This window comes from Paraburkholderia sp. ZP32-5 (assembly GCF_021390495.1).
In the GTDB taxonomy this organism is placed as follows: Bacteria; Pseudomonadota; Gammaproteobacteria; order Burkholderiales; family Burkholderiaceae; genus Paraburkholderia.
In genome coordinates this window covers 1,440,784-1,465,984 of record NZ_JAJEJP010000002.1, presented here as the reverse complement: position 1 = coordinate 1,465,984, position 25,201 = coordinate 1,440,784, and the positions used below count along the sequence as shown (strand labels likewise).

Here is a 25,201-nt window from a genome sequence, read left to right as displayed (position 1 = left end):
TCGGCAGAAACTGCGGCGCCAGTTCAGCTTCCGACCACCGCAACGGCAACACACCACGACTGCGCCGCACTTCATCCACATGAAACCGCACCAGTCGTTGCGCGCCGGCAAACGCGGCCAACTCGTCGCCTTCCCAGATGATTTCCGCCCGCGCCGCAACATACAGCAGATCGCCCGTTGCGAAGTCGATAAACAGCAGCCCCGCGCGCGGATCCTGCACGAGGTTGCCGATCGTATTGAAAAAGCGATTGCCGCTATAGTCGGGCGCGGTCAGCGTGTTCGCATCATCGACACGCACAAAGCCCGGCGCACCGCCGCGATGCGATACGTCGACGCCGCGCGCAAGCGCCGCATCATCGCTCAGATTCGCGCTGGCGATAAAAAACGTGTCCGCGCCTGCAATCAGCTCGCGATCGGCGCTACCAAACTGCGTCGCAATCTCAGGCTGCGCATGCGGCGCGGCAACGTCCGGTGCAATCGCGAATGGCGTGCGGCTCTGAATGTACTTCGGGCAGTTGCCGAAGCTCTGCGTCACCTCGATCAGCAGCGCGTCGCCTTCCATCGCCTTGACCACGCCATTGACGCGATTGCGCCGCCGCACGCGCGGCTCGATGCCGAGGCCGCCGAACATGGCGCCTTCGTGCCAGCTATCGGCAAGCGGATCGGCGGGTAACGCGCCGCCTTCGATACGCAGCGTATGGTCATCCGGCGACGACACGAATCCCGCCGCCCCGACCCGCAGCGTCGCCCACGGCTGACCACTCGCGTCCACGCCGCCGATCACGAAAAACGGCTGCGCGGCAAAGAACTCGCGATGCTGCTCGGGCATGAAGCGGCGAATCCCACGACGCCCCATCGAATCCGCCACGCCGCTTACGCCGGCGCGCTCCTGCACGGCCTGCTCGCCGGCATGAAACGGCGAAGCATCGAGGCCCCAGCCATTGAACGGAACAAATTCGGACATGATCGGACTCCTCGTGCAAAGACGTCGCCACTAGACGGCAAGCCAACCCTCAGTCGGCCAACAGCCCTGCTTTCGTCGACTGCATCGCGATGAAACGCGGCAATGCCTCGACCCGGCGCAGCCACGCGCGAATGTGCGGATACGGCTCCAGCGACACACCGCCTTCCGGCGCGTGGGCGATATACGTGTGCGCGGCGATATCGGCGATCGTCACGTGCTCGCCGGCGACGAACTGCTTGCCGGCGAGTTCGCGGTCGATCACGTCGAACAGCTTCACGGCGATGTTCTTAGCGGTCTGATGATCGAGCGGCGCGCCGAATACCGTCACGAGCCGCGCGGCGCACGGCCCGTACGCGATCTGGCCGGCGCACAGCGACAACCAGCGCTGCACCGCGGCGGCGCCGAGCGGATCGTCCGGCAGCCACGACGGGTCGCCGTAGCGCTTGGCCAGATAGACCAGGATCGCGTTCGAATCGAACAGCGTCACGTCGCCGTCCTGAATCGTCGGCACTTGTCCGAACGGATTCAGTTCCAAGTATTCGGGCTGGCGATTGTCACCAGCTTTCATGTTCAGCGCGACGATTTCGAACGGCAGATCGAGCAAGGTCAAAAACAGCCTCACGCGATGACCGTGCCCTGACAGTAGCGACGTAAACAGCTTGATGGGCTGGGCGGGTTGGGCGGCTGGCATGTCGTGGCTCCGTAAATAATGGAATGCGCAATGAAATGGCGATTCCGGACATCGCCAGCATAGGCGTAGGCGCATTGGCCCGGAAGCCCGATAATCCGGGAAACACAGTCAAGCAAGGATGGACAATCGACCATGGCCGATGTGCGCAACGTCAATCTGAATCGCCTCGCAGTGTTCGTCGCGGTCGTCGACGCGGGCTCGCTGAGCGCCGCCGCGGCGCGGCTCGGGCTCGCTAAGACGATGGTCAGCACGCATATGCAGCGGCTCGAGGCCGAAGTCGGCGCGAGCCTGCTGGTGCGCACGACGCGGCGGCTCGGCGTGACCGAAGCGGGCCGCGCGTTTTACGAAGCGAGCGTGAAAATCCTGCATGCCACCGAGGAAGCGCTCAATGCGCTCAGCGGCGAAACCTCGCCGGTACGCGGCACGCTGCGCGTCAGCACACCGATCGATTACGGCGCGCTCGTCGTCGCGCCCGCGCTGGTCGAATTGCGGCGCGCGCATCCGCAACTCGACATCGAACTGATCAGCAGCGACCAGCTCGTCGATCTGATTGCCGATGGCATCGACGTCGCGATCCGGCTCGGGCGTCTCGCGGATTCCAACTATCGCGCGGTCAAGCTCGGCAGCTTCGGCAAGTGGCTCGTCGCGAGTCCGGAATTCGTGCAGACGTGGGGCATGCCGCGCGCGCCGGCCGATCTCGCCGCGCTGCCCTACTGCGCGTTGTCGGTGTTGCCGCACCCACTCAGGCTCGATCTGCGGCACGCCGACGGCAAGAGCGCCAGCGTGCGTTGCGAAGCCGCGTTGCTCGTCAACACCGCCGATGCGTGCCGCGCCGCGACGCTCGCCGGCGGCGGCTTCGGTCTGTTGACGGACTTTTCGATCGGCGACGACGTCGCGGCCGGCCGGCTGATCCGGTTGTTGCCGCAATGGGCTGGGCCGCCCGCGAACATTCAGGCGGTGTTTCCGCCGACCAGCCATCCGCCGGCGAAAGTGCGCGCGTTGATCGATACGCTGAAGCGCCGGCTCGCCGTGGACAAGGTGGAATAGGCTGTAACCGCGCGGCGGTTTTATATTCGGCGGTACTTTTCGTTTGCCGCGCGTTGCAGGCTAGCTTGCGTCCGCGCGAACGAACATTCGCGCCGCACAGAAACAAGCCTGACTTGAAGCGGCAACGCGCACGTCACCGCTAATCGCGCATTGCAGAAGCGCTGCGCGTACCGTCCCACAACTTTTTCTTTACCCTCACGCAATTTATCCTCGTTTGTCAGCGCTGCGCAAAAGCCGGATAGTTCGGCCTCAGCCAAGCCGCGGACCCAGCCTGCCGACACCGGCTGGACCATGAGCTGAACGATAAACTGAACCATGAACGAGGACCCATTGCCGATGAAACGCAACACGCTCACACGCTTTACGACCGCCGCATTCGCCCTGTTCACGCTGTGCGCGATTTCACCTGCGAGCGATGCGGCCGGCGACAACCCCGCGCGTATCAAATCCACCGTCAATGCCGCGATCCAGCCGCTGATCGCGAAATATCACGTGGCCGGCATGGCAGTCGGTGTGATCGTCGACGGCAAGCCGTATGTGTTCGACTACGGCGTCGCGTCGACGCAGACCGGCAAGCCGGTCACGCGCGACACGCTGTTCGAAATCGGCTCGGTCAGCAAGACCTTCACGGCGACGCTCGCGTCGTATGCGCAACTGAACGGCAAGCTGTCGCTCGCGGACGGCACCGCGCAGTATCTGCCGACGCTGCGCGGTCATCCGTTCGGCAAGGTCAGTCTGCTGAACCTCGGCACGCACACACCCGGCGGCCTGCCGCTGCAGGTTCCTGATGAAATCCATGACAACGCGCAATTGCTGCAGTACTTCCGCGACTGGCAGCCCGCGCATCCGCCCGGCACGTACCGCACGTATGCGAACCCGGGCATCGGCACACTCGGGCTGATCACCGCGAAGAGCATGGGGCAGGATTTCACCGCGTTGATGCAGCAACGCGTATTTCCCGCGCTCGGCCTGAAGAACACCTATCTCGAGGTGCCCGCGGCGAAGATGCCGGATTACGCGCAGGGCTATACGAAAGACGGCGCGCCGATCCGCGTGAGCCCCGGCGTGCTGTCCGCCGAGGCGTACGGTGTCAGGACGACCGCCGCCGACATGCTGCGCTTCGTGCAGGAGAACATGAACCTGATCCCGATCGACGACACGTTCCAGCGCGCGATCACCGCGACGCACACCGGCTACTTTCAGGCCGGCGTGCTGACGCAGGATCTGATCTGGGAGCAGTACCCGTATCCGGTCGAGCTGAAGACGCTGCTTAACGGCAATTCGGCGCAGATGGTTCTGAACGCGACGCCCGCGACCGAGATCAAACCGCCGCTGCCACCGCAGCAAAACGTGTGGATCAACAAGACCGGTTCGACCAACGGATTCGGCGCGTATGTCGCGTTCGTGCCGGCACAGCGGATCGGGGTCGTGATGCTCGCGAATCGCAATTTTCCGAACGAAGCGCGCGTGAGCGCCGCGCATCAGATCGTGACGGCGCTGGCTAGCGGGACGCAATAGGCCACTACGCATCGCGCGATGAAAACGGTGGAACAGCGAAACAGTGCAACAGCAGGCACTGCAGCCAACCACCGTCCACCGCAAGTTGAAATCACGCTCAGTACATCAACGGCTCGGCAGCATCGAGCATGATCCTAACGAGATAGTCCGCGAAGCTACGCCGCACGATGATCTCGAAGCTGTCCGCGCCGGTCGGCAGCAACGTGACCGATGCCTTCAGCAACGTGATCGGAGCCTTGAAATAGTGGCTCTGCGCGCACTGCCCCGCGCCGAACAGCTTCGGATGCAAATCGAGCGGACAACCGCGCGCGAGCACATCGCGCGTGCGCGTACCGCTGATTTCAAGCACCGTATAACCGCTACCGATATCGACCGCCGACGCGAACACGCCACCGAACGCCGTGCCGAGCGCAGCCTGCAGCGGCGCGCTGCGCGTCGCGTCATGGGCGCTCGCCGAGCGCACCAGCCACTCGTCCGGGCCGAGCCACACCATGTCGTAACCGTTGCCGCGCGCGACGGTATTCGGCCGCTCCGGCGGCCTGCAACCGATCACCGCTTCGACCGCGCGGATAAACACCGGCTCGCGCGTATCGCCGCGCACGTTCACGAGTTCGAGAAAGGGCCGCTCGCCGAGCCTGAACGCGGCACTCGCGCTGGCCTGATGCTGCCTGAGCAGCGCGTCCACGCCGACGAGCGGCGACTCCTGCCATACGCCGGTCGGCCGGCCCACCGTGCGGTCCACGATCGACACCGTTGCACCACTTTCATTCCACATGTTGACGTGCTCCTTCGCTGTCGTAGAACACCGGACTCGCGATCTTCGCCGCAACCTGCCTGCCGTTCGCGAGCGCAATCGTGATCGTGTCGCCGATCCGGTCGAGGCCGCCCTTGACGACCGCCATTGCGATCGAACGCTTCAGGATAGGGCTGAAATAGCTCGACGTCACGTGTCCGAGCATCGGCGCGACATTGCCCTCGACATTACCGTGGAACGGACCGGCGACGATCTGCGAACCTTCGGGTATCACGAACGACGCATCCTCCGCCAACAGTCCGACCAGTTGCTTGCGATCGGCCTTCGCGGTGTCAGAGCGGCTGAGCGAACGCTTGCCGAGAAAGTCTTTCGACTTCGCGACCAGCCCGCCCATGCCGATGTCGTGCGGCGTCATAGAACCGTCGGTATCCTGACCGACGATGATGTAGCCCTTCTCCGCGCGCAGCACGTGCATCGTCTCGGTGCCGTATGGCGTAATGTCGAACTCCGCGCCCGCGGCCATCAACGCTTCCCACACCGCGCGCCCGATATTCGCCGGCACGTTCACCTCATACGCGAGTTCGCCCGAGAAGCTGATGCGCATCACGCGCGCCGCCACGCCCGCAACGGTGCCTTCGCGATACGTCATAAACGGGAACGCCGCATTCGCGACGTCGATGCCGCCGCACACTTTCTGCAACACCTTGCGACTGTTCGGCCCAACCACCGCGAAGGTCGCCCAGTGATCGGTGACCGACGCGAGCCGCACCCGCAGATCCGGCCACTCGGTTTGCAGCCAGCGTTCGAGCCAGGTGAGCACGCGCGCGGCGCCGCCGGTGGTGGTCGTCATCAGGTAGTGATGCTCGGCGAGACGCACGGTCACGCCGTCGTCGAAGATCATGCCGTTTTCGTCGAGCATCAGCCCGTAGCGGCATTTGCCGACTTCGAGCTTGCTCCACGGATTCGTATAGACCCAGTTCAGCAGCTTCGCCGCGTCGGGGCCCTGTAGATCGATCTTGCCGAGCGTCGACGCATCGAGAATGCCGACGCTCGTGCGCACCGCGAGCGCTTCGCGCGCGACCGCCGCATGCATGTCCTCACCCGCCTTCGGGTAATACCACGGACGCTTCCAGTTGCCGACGTCCTCGAATGCCGCGCCGTGTTCGACGTGCCACTCGTGCACCGCGGTCTTGCGCACCGGGTCGAGAAATTCACCGAGTTCGCGGCCGGCAAACGTGCCGAACGTGACCGGGGTGTAGTTCGGCCGGAACGTCGTCGTGCCGGTTTCGGCGATCGTCTTGCCGAGCGCCTGCGCGAGAATCGCCATGCCGTTGATATTGCCGAGCTTGCCCTGATCGGTGCCGAAGCCCATTGCGGTATAGCGCTTCACGTGTTCGACCGATTCGAAGCCTTCGCGCGCGGCAAGGAAGATATCGGCCGCCGACACATCGTTCTGGAAGTCGACGAACTGCTTCGGTCCGCGTGTGGCCAGCTCGCGTCCTCCGACCAGCCACAGCGGCTGCAGCTTCGTCTCGGTCAGCTCGGCGACCTGCAGCGGATTCGGCCGCGCGACCAGATAGCCGCACGCGCGCGCCGCCTCGATGCCGGCATCGACCGCAAAGCGGATGCCCCGGCCGAGCGCGAAGTCACCCGCGCAAGCACCGACGCTCGTCTCCGGCTGCATCGCCTTGCCGGGCACGAAGCAGGCCTTGTCGTCGTGCCAGTGCGCCTTGCCGCCCGACTGTGCGAACAGATGCAGCACCGGGCTCCAGCCACCCGACATCGCGAGCAGATCGCACGGCAGCTCGCCCTGCTTCGCGCCGCCCTGTCCTTGCGCGTAAGAAGCAATCTCCACCGACGCGACGCGCAGCTTGCCGTGCGCCGCGGTCACGACAGTGCCGTTCAACACCTTGATGCCGAGGCGGCGCGCGAGCGCGGGCAGCGTGCCCCTCGACTCGCCAGCGCGCGGATCGACGAGCGTCACCTGCGCGCCGGCCGACTTCAGATCGAGCGCGCATTGATAGCCGTCGTCGTTATTCGTGAACACGATTGCGTTGCGCCCAGGCAGCACCGCATAGCGATGCAGATAGGTCGACACCGCCGAAGCCAGCATCACGCCGGGCAGATCGTTGTTGCCGAACACGATCGGCCGCTCGTGCGCGCCGGTCGCGAGAATCACGCGTTTCGCGCGGATTTTCCACAGCAGCTCGCGCGTGCCCCGGCGTTGCGACAGCGGCAGATGATCGGTCAGACGCTGCGTCACTGTGACGAGGTTATGGTCCTGATAGCCGAACGCGGTGCTGCGGTTCAGGATCGTCACGTCGGGCATCCGCCGCAATTCGTCCTCGATTTTCCATACCCATTGCAGCCCGGGCTTGCCGTCGATTTCCGCGCGGCACGACAGCAGCGAGCCGCCCAGTTCCGGCTGATCGTCGACCAGCGTGACCCGCGCGCCGGACAAGGCCGCCGCATGCGCGGCCGCGAGCCCGGTCGGGCCGCCGCCGACCACCAGCACGTCGCAATGCGCGAAGCACTTGTCGTAGCGATCCGCGTCGCGCTGCTCGGGCGCCTTGCCGAGACCGGCCGCGTCGCGGATCACTTCCTCGTACTTCGGCCAGAATTTGCGCGGCCACATGAAGGTCTTGTAGTAGAAGCCCGCCGGAATGAAGCGCGCGAACTTCTGGTTGATCGCCATGCGGTCTTTCTCGATGCTCGGCTTCGCGTTCACGCTGCTGGCAACGAGTCCCTCGTACAGTTCGACCTCGGTGGCCCGCGCGTTCGGCACCGTGTACGCGCCGGTTTCGAGTTGCACGACCGCGTTCGGCTCTTCGACACCCGCGGTCACGACGCCGCGCGGCCGGTGATATTTCCAGCTACGCGCGACGAAATGCACGCCGTTCGCGAGCAATGCGGACGCGAGCGTATCGCCCTGGTAGCCCTGATATCTGACGCCGTTGAATGTGAAGCTCAGCACGATCGAGCGGTTGATGCGGCCGCCGGTCGGGAGTCGGTCTTGCTGGCTCATGATGCGTTGCCCTCGCGTGTGCTGCCGTCCGGCTGAGTGCCTAAGTTGCTATCTTTGCTGTCGGTGCTCAGCGACAGCAACGGACGTTCGAACGTCTCGTAGCCCTGAAACGCGTAGCTGACCGTGTCGCGTTGCGCCTTGAACCAGCGGCGGCAACCTTGCGCGTGCAACCACTGCTCATGGTGCACACCGCGCGGGTTCTTGCGCATGAACAGATAGTCGCCCCATGCTTCATCGGTGAGCGTGTCGGTATCGAACGGACGGGCGATACCCGCTTCGCCGCCGCAGGCGAATTCCGTTTCGGCGCGCGGACCGCACCACGGGCATTCGATCAATAGCATGTTGTGTGTCTCCTCTCGTTGCGCCGTGTAGCCTTAGTGAGCCACCGCGGCCGCACCATGCTCGTCGATCAGGTGCCCGGAATAGAAACGGTCCAGCGAGAAAGGCGCATTCAACGGATGCGGCTCGTCCCTCGCGATCGTGTGCGCAAACACCCAGCCCGAGCCAGGCGTCGCCTTGAAGCCGCCGGTGCCCCAGCCGCAGTTGAAATACAGCCCCTTTACATCGGTCTTGCTGATGATCGGACAGGCATCCGGCGATACATCGACGATGCCACCCCACTGCCGGTTCATCCGCACGCGCGAGAACACCGGGAACATTTCGACGATCGCCTGCAGCGTGCTTTCGATGATCTGAAAGCTGCCGCGCTGGCCGAAGCCGGTGTACTGATCGATGCCCGCGCCGATCACCAGATCGCCCTTATCGGACTGGCTGATATACGCATGCACCGCGTTCGACATCACGACCGTATTGACGACCGGCTTGATCGGCTCGGACACCAGCGCCTGCAACGGATGGCTTTCGAGCGGCAAGCGCACGCCGGCCATATCGGCGAGCGTCGACGTATTGCCCGCCGTCACGATCGCGACTTTCTTCGCCCGGATAAAGCCCTTCGTCGTATCGACGCCGGTCACCTGGCTGCCGTTGCGCCGAATGCCGACGACCTGGCAGTTCTGCACGATATCGACACCCGCCTGATCCGCGCCACGCGCGAAGCCCCAGGCCACCGCATCATGCCGGGCCACGCCGCCGCGCCGCTGGATCGATGCGCCGAGCACCGGGTAGCGGCAGTTCAGATTGATGGTCGGTTCGATTTCCTTGATCTGCGCGGGCGTGAGAAATTCGGCGTCGACGCCGTTCAGGCGGTTCGCATTCACGCGGCGTTGCGTGTCGCGCACGTCCTGCAACGTATGCGCGAGATTCATCACACCGCGCTGGCTGAACATCACGTTGTAGTTCAGATCCTGCGCGAGCCCTTCCCACAGCTTCATCGCTTTTTCGTACAGCGCGGCGGACTCGTCCCACAGATAGTTCGAGCGCACGATCGTCGTATTGCGCGCGGTATTGCCGCCGCCGATCCAGCCTTTCTCGAGCACCGCGACATTGCGCACGCCGTGCTCTTTCGCGAGGTAGTACGCGGTCGCGAGGCCATGCCCGCCGCCGCCGACGATCACGACGTCGTATTCGCTGCTAGGCTCCGGACTTCGCCACTGCCGCTCCCAGTTCTCGTGATACGACATTCCGTTGCGCAGCAGGCTGAATATCGAATAGCGGCTCATCGTCGGTCCCTGATGTTTCGTTGCTTGCGTGTCGATCCGGTCACACGACTGGATGCACGCACCGCTATTGCATCTTAGGTGACGCGCCAACCGATAGAATAAAAACGGCATCGCACCAGGATGGCTGCGTCAGCGCGGCCGCCGCTGGCACCATAGGCACTTAAGGAAGCGCTGAAAGTGCCGCGAAACCGCGGTGCTATGCTGGCGGCGAAGCTTTCCATTTCGTTTCAAGGCCGCTTTATTCCGCTTCGTTCGACTCTTTTGCACCGACTCGCCGCGCGCATGAAATCCCCCACCCCTCCTTGCCGTTCATCGCTCGACGGCGCGTCGAAGCAGCGCATCCGCTTCGGCATCATCCTGCTGCCGAACTTCACGCTGACCGCGTTCTCGGGTTTCGTCGACCTGCTGCGCCTGTCCGCCGACGAAGGTGATTTCAGCAAGCCGGTGCGCTGTTCGTGGAGCGTAATCGGGGAAACCCTCGCTCCGGTGCGCGCCAGTTGCGGGATTCAGATCACGCCATGGGAAACCTTCGAGCAGGCCGCGCCGTTCGATTACGTGGTGGTGGTCGGCGGGCTGCTGCACTCGGGGCCGGCCGCGAGCGAGGCGACGCTCGCGTTCATCCGCCGCGCCGCCGCGACCGACGCAACGCTGGTGGGCATGTGTACCGGCGTGTTTTCGCTGATGCGCGCGGGCGTGCTCGACGGCCATCGGATCTGCGTAAGCTGGTTTCACTACTGGGATTTCATCGAACGTTTTCCGTCGGTCGACGAACAGATGCTGGTCGCCGATCGGCTGTTCACGATCGACCGCCGGCGCATTACGTGCTCCGGCGGCCGCGCATCGATCGATGTCGCCGCCGCGATCCTTTTGCGTCATTTCGAAACCGCGACGGTGCAAAAAGCGCTGCGCATCCTGCTGGTCGACGACCTGCAAAAGGGCAACGCGCCGCAGCCGCATCCGCCGGGCCTCGCGCCCGCCGCGCATCCGAAGGTCAAGCGCGCGATCCTGCTGATGGAGCAGCACATCGGCCGTGCGCTGCCGCTCGACGAACTCGCGCGCAAGCTCGACCTGTCGCCGCGTCAGCTCGAACGGCTGTTCAAGGCACAGACCGGCAAGGCGCCGCTCGCCTACGCGAAGCAGGTACGGCTACGTACCGCCGCCTGGCTGCTGACGAGTTCGGACAAGACCGTCGCCGATATCGCATCGAGCTGCGGCTTTTCCGATGCGTCGCATCTGGGCCGCGAATTCCGCAAGCAGTTCGGCCTGCCGCCGATGATGTATCGCGAGCAGCGCGGCACGGCCGCGCAAGCCGACGACGGCTCGGGCTACGACGAAATCTTTCCGGGTCGCGCGCAGGCGATCTGAAGCTGAGGCTGTCGGCCAGTTTGCCTCGCGCGGGCGCGCAGATCCGTGATTTCTTCACCAAAGTGAGACACCCAGACAAGTCGTCGGAGAAAACGATGCGATGCTTCGCAGTTGTCTCGGGAAACAGCAGCGACAGACCAACGCCGGCCCGAAACACGATAAAAAAGGAACGGGTATGGGCTACAAAGGACCGCTGGGGATCGTCACACCGGCCGAATTCAGAAAGCGCACGTCGCTGACGATGAGCAGTCGCAGCGGCTCCACGCTGGCAATGGATGCCGCTTACGACAACTACTACGCCAACCGCACACCCGATGCCGCCCGCTTGCTGTATGCGTGGCTCACCCAATACCGGGCAGATCACGGCAACGCGTGGAGCAAATGCGACCGCAATACAGTAAGCGGCGGCCTGCTCGAGTATCTCCACAATTCGCTCGCCCCCGGAGCCTTGAGTCCGTCGGCAGCGCTCACGATGGACCAGAAAGCGGCCAAACAGATTCGCGACGTGGAGATTCCCCATGCCCGTTTCGGTGTGCTCTATCTGCTCTCCGGCATCAAGATCGAGATCGATGCGATGACGACGTTCATCACGGGCGCCGGCGCGGTCGGCGGCGTGATCGGGGCTGGCATGACGACCGACTACAGCAATCTCGGCAGCGCGGACGCGGTGCGCAACGTCGTGACCATCTCGGGCAAGGGCATCACGGCACCTGCGATCGCATCCGGGGGCGCCCTCGTGCCGAAGATCGTTCAAAAGATCGCGGCCGAATCCCCGACCGCGCGGATCGCCCGCCTGCAGGCCGCCGCCACCGCGGCCCAGGCTCAGGCCCGCGCTGCCGCGCCCCCGCTGCCTCCTCGTCCCCGGGCTCCCGCGCCGCCACCACCACCGCCGCCGCCCCTCCCTCGTCCAGCGCCATACACGTTGCCCGTCACGCTGGAGGCGCTCGAGATTGCCGCGGTCAAATTGCCGGCACACGGGAATGCGCTCAGTTACATCGGTACGGTCGCGACTGCCTTTGCCGCCGGAACGCCGATACCCGTGATCATGCAGGCGGCGCAGAAGCTGTGGCAGACGTTGAAGCCCGCGTTCGAGGCACTGGGTGATCTGCTCATGCGAGCCTGGCGCCTGCGCTACGACGTGACCACGATGGGGATCCTGGCCCAGGTTCTCAAGAAAGCCACGACCGTCGCGGTCGACATGATCATGAAAAACGCCGTGCCCTTCCTCGGCGGCGCCATCGATGTCGGCACGGGTCTCGCGCGCACGGTCGGCGAGGCCTGCAGCCGCGTCGCCTCGTGGTCCGATCGGCGCCACATCCGCATCCGGGCCGGCCATCCGCAAGAGATTGCCAAAGCGATCGAGCATCAGATGGTGACGGGCTTCTGCCAGGGACTGGTCGATATTCTGAAGGGCGTCGGCAAGATGGCGGTGAGCGTGTTCCTGCCGGGGCTCGGCAGCCTCGTGACGGTGGCGATGTCGGTGATCGACTGGCTGATCCGGTTTTTGAGCCGCCTCAGCGAAAAGATCGCGATCGACCAGTTCCTCGAACGAGCACGTCACTTCTACAAGGCCGAACAGCAGCGCTCACGCCTGATCGACGGGGTATATCAACCCAACACCGAAAAGGGCTCGCTGATCACGGACACCAAGGCTTTCACCGACTTCTTCATCGAAGGCTGCAAGGCCAGCCCGCTGATCCCCATGGTGACGCTCAACTCCGGGCTTGGCGGCAGCCTGATGACGATGATCGACCTGTTCGATGCCAACGGCGCGCAGTCCACCGCGATGTCGGGCAAGCGCAACGAATTCGATATCGGCAACGACTACTTCACTCGCCTGAAGCGGTATTCGGCCACCTATATGAAGAAGAGCGGGTTCAAGATCACCCACCTCGAGTCCGGCAAGTTGATGACGCCCGGCGACAAGGTCATGGCCGGTTACCTGGTCCACGCCCAGGGTCTCAACAAGGAGCGTCAAAGCCATGTGGAGGCGGCCACCTTCGGCAGCCAACTGGTCAACATGGCGCGAGCCTGAACACGATGGGCCTTCGTGTCGCTCTGTGTCGCTCCGTTTCGACAAGACACGGGGGCCCGTTTTCACGCTTCGGTAATGACCACATGACAAACAAACGCCCAACGCGCTTTTAATCGTCACCGATATTTCGCGCCGGGCGTATCCAACGTCAGTTACTGGCTGGCCCCCGTGCCAATGCCAGCCTTTTTCTGAGCGTTCTGCAGATTGGTCGGATAGTTCGGGTCGTTCCTGCCAGGCTGATAACCCGCGTCCTCGAGCTTCTTCAGCTCGGCATTCTTCTTTGCACGAGCCTGTTTGCGGGCCGCCTTGCGCTCGGCCTTGGTCGGCTTCGCGGTGCTGGTGTCCGGCTGGGTGGTAGTGGCGGCGGCGTTGTTGTTGTCCTGCGCGAGCGCGAGTGGAATGCTGCCGGCCAGCATGGCGGCGGCCGAGACCCCGAGCATGATTCGTTTAATGGCGAAGCTCTTCATAACTGACATCCCCTCCTGAGAATTGGCAATAGTGTTGAAGCCCATCTGCGAATCCTGATTCACCAACACGGATGCATAAGCCTTCATGCACCCGTCGGCACAGCTTACAGGCAAACAGCAAATACTGGGACCGCGCCAGCCGATGGCCGCAGCCGCTGTTATACCGGCCGCGATTTCACATTCGACGCCCTGCCTTCCTGGCCATTTCATAATTCTGCAATGCAGAACCATAAAATCCGCCTTAGCAAAGGGATCAAATCCACCTGTTTAACAATTAGTCCTTTATTACAGGCACTTACGACGCATGATAAACATGTGAAAAACGCCAGGTGTTTTCCCTATTTTGAACTGCTATGCAGAACATCTGACGGTTTACCACGTTGACATAGTGCGAACGATCGTGCGAAATTTCGCGTGCATTGTGTGTGCAAGACAATCAGATCGATGCGGTTTTTTCGTCGCGCTTGAATAGTCCGCTATCAGGAGATCAGCAAAAAACAGCAACAAGCACATCCGATTCGTTCCAATCCGGACTTCAGTCCAAGCCCTGTCTTTTTTATATCCGCGCATTCCTTATCGGACTGCAAGGGCGTGCTATTGCCCGTCGAAACCGGATTACGCCGCACGAATTCGCTTCAGCGCCTGTTTCACCATCTGTTCGCCGTTCATTCGATAACGTAAAACAAGGAGACACGCAGCATGCCGGCAAGTCATCGCAACAGGGTGGGAGTCGTTCTCGGGTTGATGGGCGCATGCGCGCTCGGTGCGGCGCCCGCCGCTCACGCGCAAAGCAGCGTCACGCTATACGGTATCGTCGATGCGTCGCTGCTCTATACCAGCAAGACACTCGACCCCGCCACCGGCCAGAACGCCGGTCATCAATATTCGTTCACCGACAGCGGCCTCTCCGGCTCGCGCTTCGGGATGCGCGGCGTCGAAGATCTCGGCGGCGGCATGCGGGCGATCTTCCAGCTCGAAAGCGGCTTTAGCGTCGCCAATGGTTCGCTGAACAATTCGAACGGCAATCTGTTCGGCCGCCAGGCGTGGGTCGGCGTCGACAGCCGCTTCGGTACGGTGAAGGCGGGCCTGCAGTTTTCGCCGTTTTTCCTCGCGGTGTACGACTTCGATCCGCGCGAGATGGATTACTTCGGCAGCGGTCTCGTCACCTATCTGAATAACGTGTTCGTCACGGGTCTGTTCAATCCCAACGGCATTTCATACACGTCGCCGGAAATCGCCGGCTTGCAGGCGAGCGGCATGCTGGCGCTCGGCGGCGCCGCGGGCGACTTCCAGGCGGGGCGTCAGTATTCGGCGAGTCTGCGTTATCACCTCGGCGGCCTGACTGTCGACGCTGCGTTATACAGCGGCAATGCGGGCGGCAGCGCCGGCACGATTGCGATTCCAAGCGCGGTCGAATTCATGGGCCGCGCGATCGGCGCGCGCTATACGTTCAGCAATCTGACCGTGAAGCTGTCATACACGCAATACAAGGTTGCGGGCTCATTCAACAATCGCGTGTACGCGGGCGGCGCGAGTTATGGCATCACACCGGCCTTGAATGTAGACGCCGGTGTCTGGGTCACGCGCGATGGCAACGACTCGTCGAACAATTCAATTCTCGCGTCGGCCGGGCTCGAGTATTCGCTGTCGAAGGCGACCGTTGCGTATGCACAGGCCGGCTTCGTGACCAATCACGGCGCGATGCATACCGGGCTGTCGGTCAATAACGCGCTAAATCTGCCGACCGGCACGACGGCCGGCGCGAACGTTGGGATCCGCCATACGTTCTAGACGAAGTGGGATGAGATCGGTGCGCGGCTTAAGCGGTTCACGTAGTTTAAGAGCCTCAAGTGGCTGCGCCGCGCACCGCGGAGCGACAGACATCGTCACGCACGCCTACATGTCGTAGCCGGGACTACGCCGCGCGAGCCGGCGCAGCAGTCCCGGCCACACGAGGCTGGCGCCCTTGCCTTTGGTGACTTCGCGTGCCTGCTCGTCCATCGTCGCGATGATCGATTGCGGCACCTCGATCAGCTTGCCGCCTGCCTGCGCGAGTATCTGGATACGGCATGACGTTTCGAACAGATACATCGCCTCGAATGCTTCGGCAACCGAACGGCCGCAAGTCAGCAGTCCATGGTTGCGCAGCATCAGGTAATTGGCGTTGCCGAGATCGGCGGTGAGACGCGCTTTCTCGTCGTCGCGCAATGCAACGCCTTCGTAGTCGTGATACGCGAGGCTCGTCAGCACGAAGCCCGCTTGCTGCGATAGCGGACGCAGACCGTCCTGCTGCACGGCAACCGCGACGCCATACGGTGAATGCGTATGAAGCACGCAATTGACGTTGGGCCTAGCCTCGTGCACGGCGCTATGAATCACGAAGCCGGCGGGATTGACGTCGAATGGCGTCGACATCACCGGCTGCCCCAGATGGTTCACCTTGACGAGACTCGATGCAGTGATTTCATCGAAGAACAGCCCATACGGATTGATCAGAAACTCATCGTGATGTCCCGGCACGCGCGCTGAAATATGCGTGAACACCAGATCGTCCCAGTCGAACAACGCAACGAGCCGATACGCGGCCGCGAGATCGACGCGGACCTGCCACTCTTCTGGCGACACCTTGTGACGGATGCTGGGAATCTCGAGCGTGGGGTTCATCAGGGCTCTCCGGGCAGAGTTGAATACGCGAAGTATCGTCGATGCGATCGCACGTGACGCCATCTGCATTGCAGAATTGCAGCGTGACAAAAGTCACCACAAGCATAGTCGTTTATCGCCGCGACATCGCTTCGTGCAACAGGAATTCAACGGCCTTAGCAAGGGCCTCAAGCAAGGCGGCAACCGAGTCTGCGAGCAAGCCTAAGTGACTTCCCTAAGAATCCGCAATGCAGAACAAGCAGCCCCAAAAAGCGGTTGACGCAAAGCGAACGCTCGTGCCAAATTTCTCTCGCGGCGCGACATGCGCCAAAGCCAATGCAAACCGCACCCCGTGTGTTCAATCGGAGGATGTCGAAGCGTGGATATGTTCTTGCAGCAGGTCCTCAACGGCTTGACGTTAGGCGGTGTGTATAGCCTCGTAGCACTCGGGCTCACGCTGGTCTACGGCATTCTCGCGGTGCCGAACTTCGCGCACGGCGCGTTCTATATGGTCGGCGCATTCGTGTCGTTCTATCTGATGAGCCGGCTCGGCCTGAACTACTGGCTCGCGATGATCGGCTCCGGTCTCGCGGTCGCGGTACTCGCGATTCTCGCCGAACGGCTCGTGTTTGATCCGCTGCGCAAGTCCTCCGAACTGCATCCGATGATCGCCGCGATCGGCCTGCTGCTGTTTCTCGAAGCCGGCGCGCAGGCATTGTGGGGCGCGGATTTTCATCGGATGCCGACGCCTTATACCGGCATCATCGACATCGGCGGCGTCAGCGCGCCGCTGCAGCGGCTGCTGATCATCGGCGCCGCGTTCGCACTCGTCGTGCTGCTGCAACTGTTTTTACGCTTCACCGTGATCGGCTCGAGCATCGTCGCGATGGCGCAGGACCGCGAAGGTGCATCGCTGATGGGTATCGACGCGAACCGCGTGACGATGCTCACGTTCGGCATCTCGGGCCTGCTCGCGGCCGTTGCCGCGACGCTGTATGCGCCGATCAATCTCGTCTATCCGGCGATGGGTCAACTGGTGATCCTGAAGGCGTTCGTGATCATCATTCTCGGCGGCATGGGCAGCGTGCCGGGCGCGATCGCGGGCGGACTGATCATCGGCATGGCGGAGAGCTTCGGCGCTTTCTATATCTCGACCGACTACAAGGACATCATCGCGTTCGTGCTGCTCGTGGTGATTCTGTCGGTACGTCCGCAGGGGATTTTTTCGAGGGAACTGCGCGCATCATGAGAGTTTTCGAAGGCAGGACCGGCTGGACGTTGCTGTTCGCACTCGGCGTGATCTTCCCGTTCGCCGCGAGCAACGACTACATGCTGACCGTGATGTCCACCGCGTATATCTTCGCGCTGGCCACCGTCGGGCTGAATCTGATCACCGGCTACACCGGCCAGTTCAATCTCGCGCACGGCAGCTTCATGGCGCTCGGCGCGTATACGGTGGGCATTCTGACCGTCGATCATCAGGTGCCGTTCTGGCTTGCGTTCATCGCGGCCGGCATCGTGGTTGCAATCGTGGGCGCATTGATCGGCTTCGTCTCGCTGCGTCTGCGCGGCCATTACTTTTCGATTTTCACGCTGTGCGTTGGCTACATCATGTTTCTCGTGATCGAGAAATGGGATTCGCTGACGCATGGTGTGACCGACATCATCGGCATTCCGGCGCCGTCGGGTTTCGGGCTGGTGTCGTTCGAGAGTCCGCGCGCGCTCTACTACTTGACGTTCGCCTTCCTGCTGCTCGGCGTGTGGCTGATGCATCGCATCGTCAACTCGCTGCTCGGCCGCACGTTCATGGCGATTCGCAATAGCGACGGTCTTGCGCAATCGCTCGGTATCAACCTGATGCGCAACAAGGTGCTCGCGTTCGTGCTGTCGGTGATTTACGCGGGGCTTGCCGGTGGTCTCTATGCGGGCGCCGTGCGTTTTCTCGGCCCGGATCTCGCGGGCGTCGAGCATACGTTCGATATGACGATGTACATGCTGGTGGGCGGCATCGGCACGCTCGCGGGTCCGCTGCTCGGCGCGCTGATCGTTCCATGGCTCACGCAGTATCTGCAATTCCTGCAGGAGTATCGCTTCGTCGTGTTCGGCCCGATTCTGATTCTGCTGGTGATCTTTCTGCCGGACGGCGTGGTCGGTCTGTATCTGTCGCGCAAGCATCGACGCGCGCGGCGGCGTGCGCTGCTGGTGGGCAGCGGCGATAGCAACACCGCGCAATCGGCACGTCATCCGCAGGCTTCGCACGGAGATGGCCATGCTTGAAATCGTGTCGCTGAGCAAACGCTTCGGCGGTCTCGTCGCGGTCGACAGCGTAAACACGCGCATCGAAGCGGGCAAGATCAACGCGATCATCGGGCCGAACGGCGCGGGCAAAACCACGTTCTTCAATCTGATCAGCGGCACGCATCTGCCGAGTTCGGGACGCATCGTATTCAACGGCGACGACGTGACGAAGCTCGGCGCCGATCGGATGGCGCGGCTCGGCATCGCGCGCACGTTCCAGTCGACCGCGCTGTTCGATCGCGCGAGCGTGCTCGACAACCTGATCGTCGGCCATCGTCTGCGCACGCAGTCGGGGCTGTGGGACGTGCTGCTGCATTCGCGGCGCCTGAAGCACGAGGAACGCCTGTGCCGCGACAAGGCGCGCGCGGCACTCGATTTCGTCGGCCTCTCCGCGCTGGCCGATCGCCTTGCGGGCGATATCTCGCAGGAGGAGCGCAAGCGCGTCGCGTTCGCGCTGGCGCTCGCCACCGAACCGAGCCTGATGCTGCTCGACGAACCCGCCGGCGGCGTGAATCCGGAGGAAACCGAAGGTCTCGCCGAATTGATCCGCAAGCTCGTGAAGCACGGCATCACGGTGTGCCTCGTCGAACACAAGATGAACATGATCATGAAGCTCGCGGACCACATCATGGTGCTGAACTACGGCCGCAAGATCGCCGAAGGCACGCCCGCGGAAATCCGCGCGAACCCGGCCGTGATCGATGCCTACCTCGGGAGCGAGCATGCTGAAGTTTGACAACGTGTCGCTCGATTACGGCGGCTTTCGCGCGCTCGACGGCATCAACCTGCATGCGGACGACGGCGAACTCGTCGTGCTGCTCGGCGCGAACGGCGCGGGTAAAAGCTCGATCTTTCTCGCCACCAGCGGACTGCGGCGCGCGGCCGGCGGCAGCCTGCGCTTCGGCAATCGCGAGCTGCTCGGCATGAGGCCCGCGCAGATCGTGCGCAGCGGGGTGATCCAGTGCCCGGAGGGACGCAAGCTGTTTCCGGGCATGTCGGTGCTGAAAAACCTGACGCTTGGCGCGTACGTGCATCGCGGCGACAAGGCCGGCAACCGGCGCAATCTTGAGCACGTATTCAGCCTGTTTCCACTGCTTGCCGAGCGCAAGGATCATCTGGCCGGTTCGCTCTCTGGCGGTCAGCAGCAGATGGTCGCGATCGGCCGCGCGTTGATGGCGCGGCCCAAGGTACTGTTGCTCGACGAACCGTCGCTCGGACTCGCACCGCTCGTCGTCAGGCAGGTCTTCGACGTGATCCAGCAGATCAACCGCGCGGGCACGACGGTGCTGCTCGCTGAACAGAACGCGTTCGCGGCGCTGAAGATCGCGCATCGCGCGTATGTGATCGAAAACGGCCGCATCGTGCTCGAAGGCGATCACGCGAGTCTGATGAACAACGAGGCGGTGCGGCGCGCGTATGTCGGCGCCTAGCGTTGCTGTTGCTTCAGTTGCCGCTATTGCCGCTATTGCCGCGGTTGAGTACGGCCCTATTCCGCCATCACCAACAACATTCACAAGGAGACAGGTATGACGAACACACGCTCGCGCGCCCGCGCCGGCTTGCTTGCGATCGCCGCCGCCACCGCTTTACTCGGCACCGGTAGCACGTTCGCGCAGCAGGTCGTGCATATCGGCTTTTCCGGTCCGCTCAGCGGCGGTGCGGCGAAATACGGGCAGGAAGTACTGGACGGCATGCAGATGGCCGCCGCCGATGCGAACCAGGCCGGCATCGAGGTGGCCGGCAAGAAGATCAAACTGGAGATCGTCCCGCTCGACGACAAATACAACCCGAGCGAAACCGCGATCAACGCGCGGCGTCTCGCGCAGGAACAGCAGGCGGTGGTCGTGCTGGTCCCGCATTCGGGCGGCGGCTTCGCGGTGCAGACCAGCAACGAGCAGCAGAAGCTGTTGCTGCTGTCGTACACCAGCGTTCCGCAGATCAGCGATCGCGGCAACAAGCTGACCGTGCGTATCCCGCCCGCGTTCACGTCGTATCTGGACTCGTTCATCCAGTATGAAATGAAGACCTATGGCAAGAAGGTCGCGCTGGCCGCGACCGACACCGATTACGGCAAGGTCTGGGTCGCCGCGTTCAAGCCCGCGTGGGAAGCGGCCGGCGGCACGATCGTCGCCGACAACGCCATGTCGTATAACCGTGCGACCGATTTCTACAGCGGCGTGAGCCGCGTGCTCGCCGCGAAGCCGGACGTGATGTTTATCGGCGGGCCGTCGGAGCCGACCGGTCTGGTCGCGCAGCAGGCGCGCGAGCTGGGCTTCAAGGGCGGCTTCATCGTGATGGATCAGGCCAAGCTCGACGAAGTCGCGAAGGTCACCAACGGCTATGCGCCGCTGAATGGCGCCATCGGCGTGCTACCGCTCGCCGACGATTCGACGCCTAACGCAAAGGCCTTCGTCGAGCGGTTCCGCAAGACCCACGGCGGGCGTGATCCGAGCCAGGAAGTGTCGCTGAACTACACGGCCGTCTATGCGACCGCGCTCGCGATGAAACTCGCCGGCACCACCAGCGATGCCACCGCGATTCGCAATCAGTTCGACAAGGCCGTCAAGGCGCTGCCGCCGCAGAACAATCCGCAAAGCGTGACGGGTGTCGACGATCATGGCGGCTTCGTGATCGGCAATCCGCTCGCGGCGGTGATTCAGGGTGGGCAGTTGAAGGAGGCGACGCTGAGTTCACTGACTGCGTCGAAGTGATTCGCTAAGAGCTTGGTATGAGGAGAAGCGCCGTGAGTTTTGACGGCGCTTTTTTTATGCGTTGAGACCTATGCCGCGAAACGCTTCATACGTCGGTCCTCGCACGCGCCGCGTCCTCTTCCTGCAACTTGCGCCACAGAATCTTCCCGCTACCCGACTTCGGCAACGACGCGACGAATTCGACGATACGCGGTGCCTTGTACACAGCCATCTGTTCACGCGCCCAGTCGATGATTTCCTGCTCGCTAATCTTGCCCATATGCGCGGCGTCCAGCACCACCAGAGCCTTGACGCTCTCACCACGCTTTTCGTCTTTCACGCCGATCACGCACACCTCGTGAATCGCCGGATGGCGATACATCAGCGCTTCGACTTCGGCCGGCCACACCTTGTAGCCCGACGCATTGATCATGCGCTTGAGCCGGTCGGTCATGAAGAAATAGCCGTCCGCGTCGATATGCCCGAGGTCGCCGGTGCGCAGGAAACGCTTGCCGTCGAGTTCGATAAAGGCCTCGTCGGTGGCCTTCTGATTGCGCCAGTAGCCGCGCATCACCTGCGGCGCGTTGACGACGATCTCGCCGGTCTCGCCTTGCGGCAACTCCCGCAACGTGACCGGATCGATCACGCGCGAGTCGACATCGAACACCGGAATGCCGAGGCATTGCGGCTTCGGCCGATGCGGCGGATTAATATGCGTACCCGCGATCGTCTCCGACATCCCATAGCCTTCGACATAATCGAGCCCGGTCAGCGCCTTCAGCTTCTTCGCGATCGCATCGGGCATCGCCGCGCCGCCGCCGCGCGTGCCGGTGAGGCTCGACAGATCGTATTCGCCGAGCCGCGGGTTCGACAGGAAATCGACCATCATCGTCGAGATCGACTGCCATGCGCTGATGCGGTATTTCTGCATGCTCTGCGCGGCCGCATCTCGATCCCAGCGCGACATCACGACGATCGTTGCGCCCGAGAACACCGCGCTATTCATACCGCCCTGCATGCCGGTCACGTGAAAGAACGGCAGCACCGACAGATGCACGCCGTCGGCCGCCGAACCGAACCACACGCAGCCGCCGAGCAACGTACTCATCACGCTGCGATGCGTATGCATGCAGCCTTTCGGGCGACCGGTCGTGCCGGACGTGTACGGCATCACGCACAGATCGTCGGGACCCATGGTGAGCGGCCCCGGCATCAGATGCCGATCGAGCACGTTCTGCCATGACGTGACACCCACGCAATCGAATGCTCTGCGCGGCGCGGCGACGAATTCGGGCACCGTCACCGGCGACGCTTGCTGCAAATAATCGCTATACGTCGCAACGATCACATGCTCGATGCCCTGCCCTGGACCAGCGCCGATCAGCGGCGCGACGTTATCGAACAGACACTGCGGCGCGATGATCGTGCGCGCCTCGCTGTCCTCGACATAGTGCGCGAGTTCCGCGCTCATGTTCATCGGATTGACGGGCACCACCACCGCATTCGCGCGCAGAATGCCGTAGTACGCGATGATCCATTGCGGACTGTTCTGCATATAGAGCAGCACGCGGTCCCCTGCTTTCACACCGCACTCGTGCTGCAAATAGCCCGCAACGCGCTCCGCTTCGTCCTTGAAGCGCGCGAACGTGACCGGCGTGCCGTAATAGATGATGAACGGCTTGTCGGGAAACCGCGCCGCCGCGACTTCGGCGTTATAGAACAGGTTGGTTTGCGGCAGCGTCAGATGCAACGGCACTTGCGGCGGCCAATGCGGGTAATGGCGTTCGTTCATAGGCGTCTCCGGATTTTTTAGAGGCGACGGGTTTCGAAGCGACGAGTTTGGAGGCAAGTCCGCGCTCAGCACGCGAGATAGCGCCCAAGCTCCATACTCGCGATTGCATTGCGATGCACTTCGTCGGGGCCATCGGCGAATCGCAGCGTGCGCGAACTGGCGTACGCGCGCGCGAGGCCGAAGTCGTCGCTGACCGCGCCGCCGCCATGCGCCTGCATCGCCCAGTCGATCACCTGGCAGGCCATGCTCGGCGCGGCGACTTTGATCATCGCAATCTCCTGACGCGCGTCCTTGTTGCCGACCGTGTCCATCTTGTGCGCGGCATTGAGCACGAGAAAACGCGTCTGATCGATCATGATGCGTGCATTGGCGATCCGTTCGCGCGTGACGCCCTGCTCCGCGATCGGCTTGCCGAACGCAACGCGATCGAGCGAGCGTCGGCACATTGCTTCGAGCGCGCGTTCGGCGCGCCCAATCAGCCGCATGCAGTGATGAATGCGGCCCGGCCCGAGACGGCCCTGCGCGATTTCGAAACCGCGCCCTTCGCCGAGCAGCATATTGCTCGCCGGCACGCGCACGTTATCGAACAGGATTTCGGCGTGACCGTGTGGCGCGTCGTCGTAACCGAACACCGGCAGATGACGCAGCACGTTGACGCCGGGCGTGTCCCGCGGCACGAGAATCATCGACTGCTGCTGATGCCGGTTCGTGTGATCGGGATTCGACTTGCCCATGAAGATCAGGATCTTGCAGCGCGGATCGTTCGCGCCCGACGTCCACCATTTGCGGCCGTTCAGCACGTAGTGATCGCCGTCGCGCTCGATGCTCGCCTCGATATTGGTCGCATCCGAAGACGCCACGTCCGGCTCCGTCATCGCGAACGCGGAACGGATCGTGCCGTCGAGCAGCGGCAGCAGCCATTGCTGTTGCTGCTCGGGCGTCGCATAGCGCACCAGCGTTTCCATATTGCCGGTGTCGGGCGCCGAGCAATTGAACGGCTCCGCGCCGATATGCGAGCGCCCCATGATTTCGCACAGCGGCGCGTATTCGAGATTCGTGAGCCCTGCACCATATTTCGATTCGGGCAGGAACAGATTCCACAAGCCGGCCGCTTTCGCCTTGTGCTTCAAGTCCTCGATGACCGGCGCCGGCTGCCAGCGATTGCCCGCATCGCGCGCCGCATCCATCTGCGCTTCGAACACCGCCTCGGCGGGATAGACGTATTCGTCCATGAACGCGGTCAGACGCTGCTGCAAATCCCTGACCTTGTGCGAGTACTGGAAATCCATGCAACGCCTCCATAGGGTTTCGTGCGCACGCACCGCTCGCGGCATCCGCGAAACAGTGCGTTGAAACGCTGCATTGACTTCAGACGATGATCGACCCGCCGTCCACCGCCAGATACTGGCCGGTGACGTGCCGCGATGCTTCGCTCGCGAGAAACACGACCGGTCCCATCAGATCCTCGTCGCCGCCCAGGCGCCGCAACGGTGTGCGTGCAACGATCGAATCTTCGAGCCGGTCGAGCAATCCCGCCGACATCTTCGATGGGAAGAAGCCCGGACAGATCGCGTTGACGTTGATGTTGTACTTGCCCCATTCGGCCGCGAGCGCGCGCGTGAAATTGATCGCCGCAGCCTTCGACGTGTTGTACGCAATCGTATTCATGCCCGGTGGCGAGCCCTTCAGCCCGGCCACCGATGCGACATTGATGATCTTGCCCGCGCGCCGGGGAATCATGCTGCGTTTGCCGACTTCACGCGCCAGAAAGAACGGCGCATTGACGTTCAAGTTCATCACCTTGTTCCACGCTTCGTCGGGATAGTCCTCGGCCGGTGCGCCCCACGTCGCGCCCGCGTTGTTGACGAGAATATCGATGCGGCCATGCGCGCTGATCACGTCATCGACGAGGCCCGGAATGCCGTCGAACTGCTGCAGATCGTTGACGACGGTGCGCACATCGATACCGCGGCCTTGCAGATGGGCTTTCGCCTCGGCAAGTTCATCGGCCTTGCGAGCGGTGATCGCGACACGGCAACCCATCTCGCCCAGCGCTTCGGCCATTTGCAGACCGAGCCCGCGCGAGCCGCCGGTGATCAAGGCAACCTTGCCGTCGAGTTGAAACAGGTCCTTCACTGACATGCGTCGCTCCTCCAATTGTTCTGCTATGCGGATTTTGATTCCGGATTTTTCCGACCATCATACGTGCCGAAATTCGGCATGTAAATAAAAGCACGATCATTCTTTTTAAGTTATAAACTGGCGTGCATCAACGATCGGCGGTTCCTCGGGA

General features: G+C 62.8%; 21 protein-coding genes and 1 pseudogene. 10 read left to right on the top strand and 12 right to left on the bottom strand.

The window, feature by feature from the left end; genetic code table 11:
* Positions 1–7 precede the first annotated feature (7 nt).
* Positions 8–964: pseudogene (locus L0U82_RS25205) on the bottom strand (pyridoxamine 5'-phosphate oxidase family protein); the annotation flags it as partial.
* A 49-nt stretch (positions 965–1,013) separates the two neighbouring features.
* Positions 1,014–1,655, bottom strand: coding sequence for a glutathione S-transferase family protein (locus L0U82_RS25200; RefSeq protein WP_233835458.1), 642 nt, complete (start codon positions 1,653–1,655; stop codon positions 1,014–1,016).
* A 132-nt stretch (positions 1,656–1,787) separates the two neighbouring features.
* On the opposite strand from L0U82_RS25200, the gene L0U82_RS25195 reads away from it, so the two are divergent.
* Entirely contained in the window at positions 1,788–2,702 is a 915-nt protein-coding gene (locus tag L0U82_RS25195) for a LysR family transcriptional regulator (RefSeq protein WP_233835457.1), read from the top strand.
* Positions 2,703–2,722: 20 nt separating this feature from the next.
* Here the strand turns inward: L0U82_RS25195 and L0U82_RS25190 are convergent, their stop codons facing one another.
* The gene (locus tag L0U82_RS25190) at positions 2,723–3,052 is read right to left on the bottom strand and encodes a hypothetical protein (RefSeq protein ID WP_233835456.1); all 330 of its coding nucleotides are present in this window, start codon (positions 3,050–3,052) and stop codon (positions 2,723–2,725) included.
* On the opposite strand from L0U82_RS25190, the gene ampC reads away from it, so the two are divergent.
* A complete protein-coding gene (gene ampC / locus L0U82_RS25185) occupies positions 3,039–4,220 on the top strand; it encodes a class C beta-lactamase (protein WP_233835455.1) in 1,182 nt (393 codons plus the stop codon). The genes L0U82_RS25190 and ampC overlap by 14 nt on opposite strands.
* Positions 4,221–4,317: 97 nt before the next feature.
* Here ampC and L0U82_RS25180 read toward each other — a convergent pair whose 3' ends face one another.
* Genes L0U82_RS25180 through L0U82_RS25165 form a run of 4 tightly spaced genes read right to left on the bottom strand, consistent with a single transcriptional unit; the run spans position 4,318 to position 9,618 of the window.
* The gene (locus L0U82_RS25180) at positions 4,318–4,995 is read right to left on the bottom strand and encodes a sarcosine oxidase subunit gamma (protein WP_233835454.1); all 678 of its coding nucleotides are present in this window, start codon (positions 4,993–4,995) and stop codon (positions 4,318–4,320) included.
* A complete protein-coding gene (locus L0U82_RS25175; RefSeq protein ID WP_233835453.1) occupies positions 4,985–7,999 on the bottom strand; it encodes a sarcosine oxidase subunit alpha family protein in 3,015 nt (1,004 codons plus the stop codon). Before L0U82_RS25175 ends, L0U82_RS25180 begins: the two co-directional genes overlap by 11 nt.
* Complete coding sequence (locus tag L0U82_RS25170; RefSeq protein WP_233835452.1) at positions 7,996–8,340, bottom strand: sarcosine oxidase subunit delta; 345 nt, start codon at positions 8,338–8,340, stop codon at positions 7,996–7,998. The genes L0U82_RS25175 and L0U82_RS25170 overlap by 4 nt, the downstream gene beginning before the upstream one ends.
* 33 nt (positions 8,341–8,373) lie before the next feature.
* Positions 8,374–9,618, bottom strand: a complete 1,245-nt coding sequence (locus L0U82_RS25165; RefSeq protein ID WP_233835451.1) for a sarcosine oxidase subunit beta family protein — start codon at positions 9,616–9,618, stop codon at positions 8,374–8,376.
* Between the two features lie 282 nt (positions 9,619–9,900).
* Here L0U82_RS25165 and L0U82_RS25160 point away from each other — a divergent pair, with 282 nt between their 5' ends.
* Together L0U82_RS25160 and L0U82_RS25155 are read left to right on the top strand one after the other, a co-directional pair.
* Positions 9,901–10,983: a GlxA family transcriptional regulator gene (locus L0U82_RS25160; RefSeq protein ID WP_233835449.1), complete on the top strand. Its 1,083-nt coding sequence runs from the start codon at positions 9,901–9,903 to the stop codon at positions 10,981–10,983.
* A 175-nt stretch (positions 10,984–11,158) separates the two neighbouring features.
* A complete protein-coding gene (locus L0U82_RS25155) occupies positions 11,159–13,018 on the top strand; it encodes a hypothetical protein (RefSeq protein WP_233835447.1) in 1,860 nt (619 codons plus the stop codon).
* Positions 13,019–13,170: 152 nt separating this feature from the next.
* On the opposite strand, the gene L0U82_RS25150 is transcribed toward L0U82_RS25155, so the two are convergent.
* Positions 13,171–13,485 carry a DUF4148 domain-containing protein gene (locus L0U82_RS25150; protein WP_233837488.1) on the bottom strand — a complete coding sequence of 105 codons (315 nt, stop codon included), beginning with the start codon at positions 13,483–13,485 and terminating at the stop codon, positions 13,171–13,173.
* A gap of 699 nt (positions 13,486–14,184) precedes the next feature.
* Between L0U82_RS25150 and L0U82_RS25145 the strand changes: the two genes are divergently transcribed.
* Positions 14,185–15,276: a porin gene (locus tag L0U82_RS25145; protein ID WP_442793662.1), complete on the top strand. Its 1,092-nt coding sequence runs from the start codon at positions 14,185–14,187 to the stop codon at positions 15,274–15,276.
* 105 nt (positions 15,277–15,381) lie between these two features.
* Here the strand turns inward: L0U82_RS25145 and L0U82_RS25140 are convergent, their stop codons facing one another.
* Positions 15,382–16,149, bottom strand: a complete 768-nt coding sequence (locus L0U82_RS25140; protein ID WP_233835446.1) for a class II aldolase/adducin family protein — start codon at positions 16,147–16,149, stop codon at positions 15,382–15,384.
* A gap of 364 nt (positions 16,150–16,513) precedes the next feature.
* On the opposite strand from L0U82_RS25140, the gene L0U82_RS25135 reads away from it, so the two are divergent.
* The 5 genes from L0U82_RS25135 (at position 16,514) to L0U82_RS25115 (ending at position 21,137) form a co-directional block, all read left to right on the top strand.
* A complete protein-coding gene (locus L0U82_RS25135; protein ID WP_267929804.1) occupies positions 16,514–17,377 on the top strand; it encodes a branched-chain amino acid ABC transporter permease in 864 nt (287 codons plus the stop codon).
* Positions 17,374–18,405 carry a branched-chain amino acid ABC transporter permease gene (locus L0U82_RS25130; protein WP_233835444.1) on the top strand — a complete coding sequence of 344 codons (1,032 nt, stop codon included), beginning with the start codon at positions 17,374–17,376 and terminating at the stop codon, positions 18,403–18,405. Before L0U82_RS25135 ends, L0U82_RS25130 begins: the two co-directional genes overlap by 4 nt.
* A complete protein-coding gene (locus L0U82_RS25125) occupies positions 18,398–19,162 on the top strand; it encodes an ABC transporter ATP-binding protein (protein ID WP_233835443.1) in 765 nt (254 codons plus the stop codon). Before L0U82_RS25130 ends, L0U82_RS25125 begins: the two co-directional genes overlap by 8 nt.
* Complete coding sequence (locus L0U82_RS25120) at positions 19,149–19,856, top strand: ABC transporter ATP-binding protein (protein ID WP_233835442.1); 708 nt, start codon at positions 19,149–19,151, stop codon at positions 19,854–19,856. Before L0U82_RS25125 ends, L0U82_RS25120 begins: the two co-directional genes overlap by 14 nt.
* A gap of 96 nt (positions 19,857–19,952) precedes the next feature.
* Positions 19,953–21,137, top strand: a complete 1,185-nt coding sequence (locus L0U82_RS25115; RefSeq protein WP_233835441.1) for an ABC transporter substrate-binding protein — start codon at positions 19,953–19,955, stop codon at positions 21,135–21,137.
* 85 nt (positions 21,138–21,222) lie between these two features.
* On the opposite strand, the gene L0U82_RS25110 is transcribed toward L0U82_RS25115, so the two are convergent.
* From L0U82_RS25110 to L0U82_RS25100, 3 genes are all read right to left on the bottom strand, one after another.
* A complete protein-coding gene (locus L0U82_RS25110) occupies positions 21,223–22,908 on the bottom strand; it encodes a long-chain fatty acid--CoA ligase (protein WP_233835440.1) in 1,686 nt (561 codons plus the stop codon).
* 65 nt (positions 22,909–22,973) lie between these two features.
* Complete coding sequence (locus tag L0U82_RS25105; protein WP_233835439.1) at positions 22,974–24,197, bottom strand: acyl-CoA dehydrogenase family protein; 1,224 nt, start codon at positions 24,195–24,197, stop codon at positions 22,974–22,976.
* 79 nt (positions 24,198–24,276) lie between these two features.
* Positions 24,277–25,050, bottom strand: coding sequence for an SDR family oxidoreductase (locus L0U82_RS25100; RefSeq protein ID WP_233835437.1), 774 nt, complete (start codon positions 25,048–25,050; stop codon positions 24,277–24,279).
* Between the last annotated feature and the right edge of the window lie 151 nt (positions 25,051–25,201).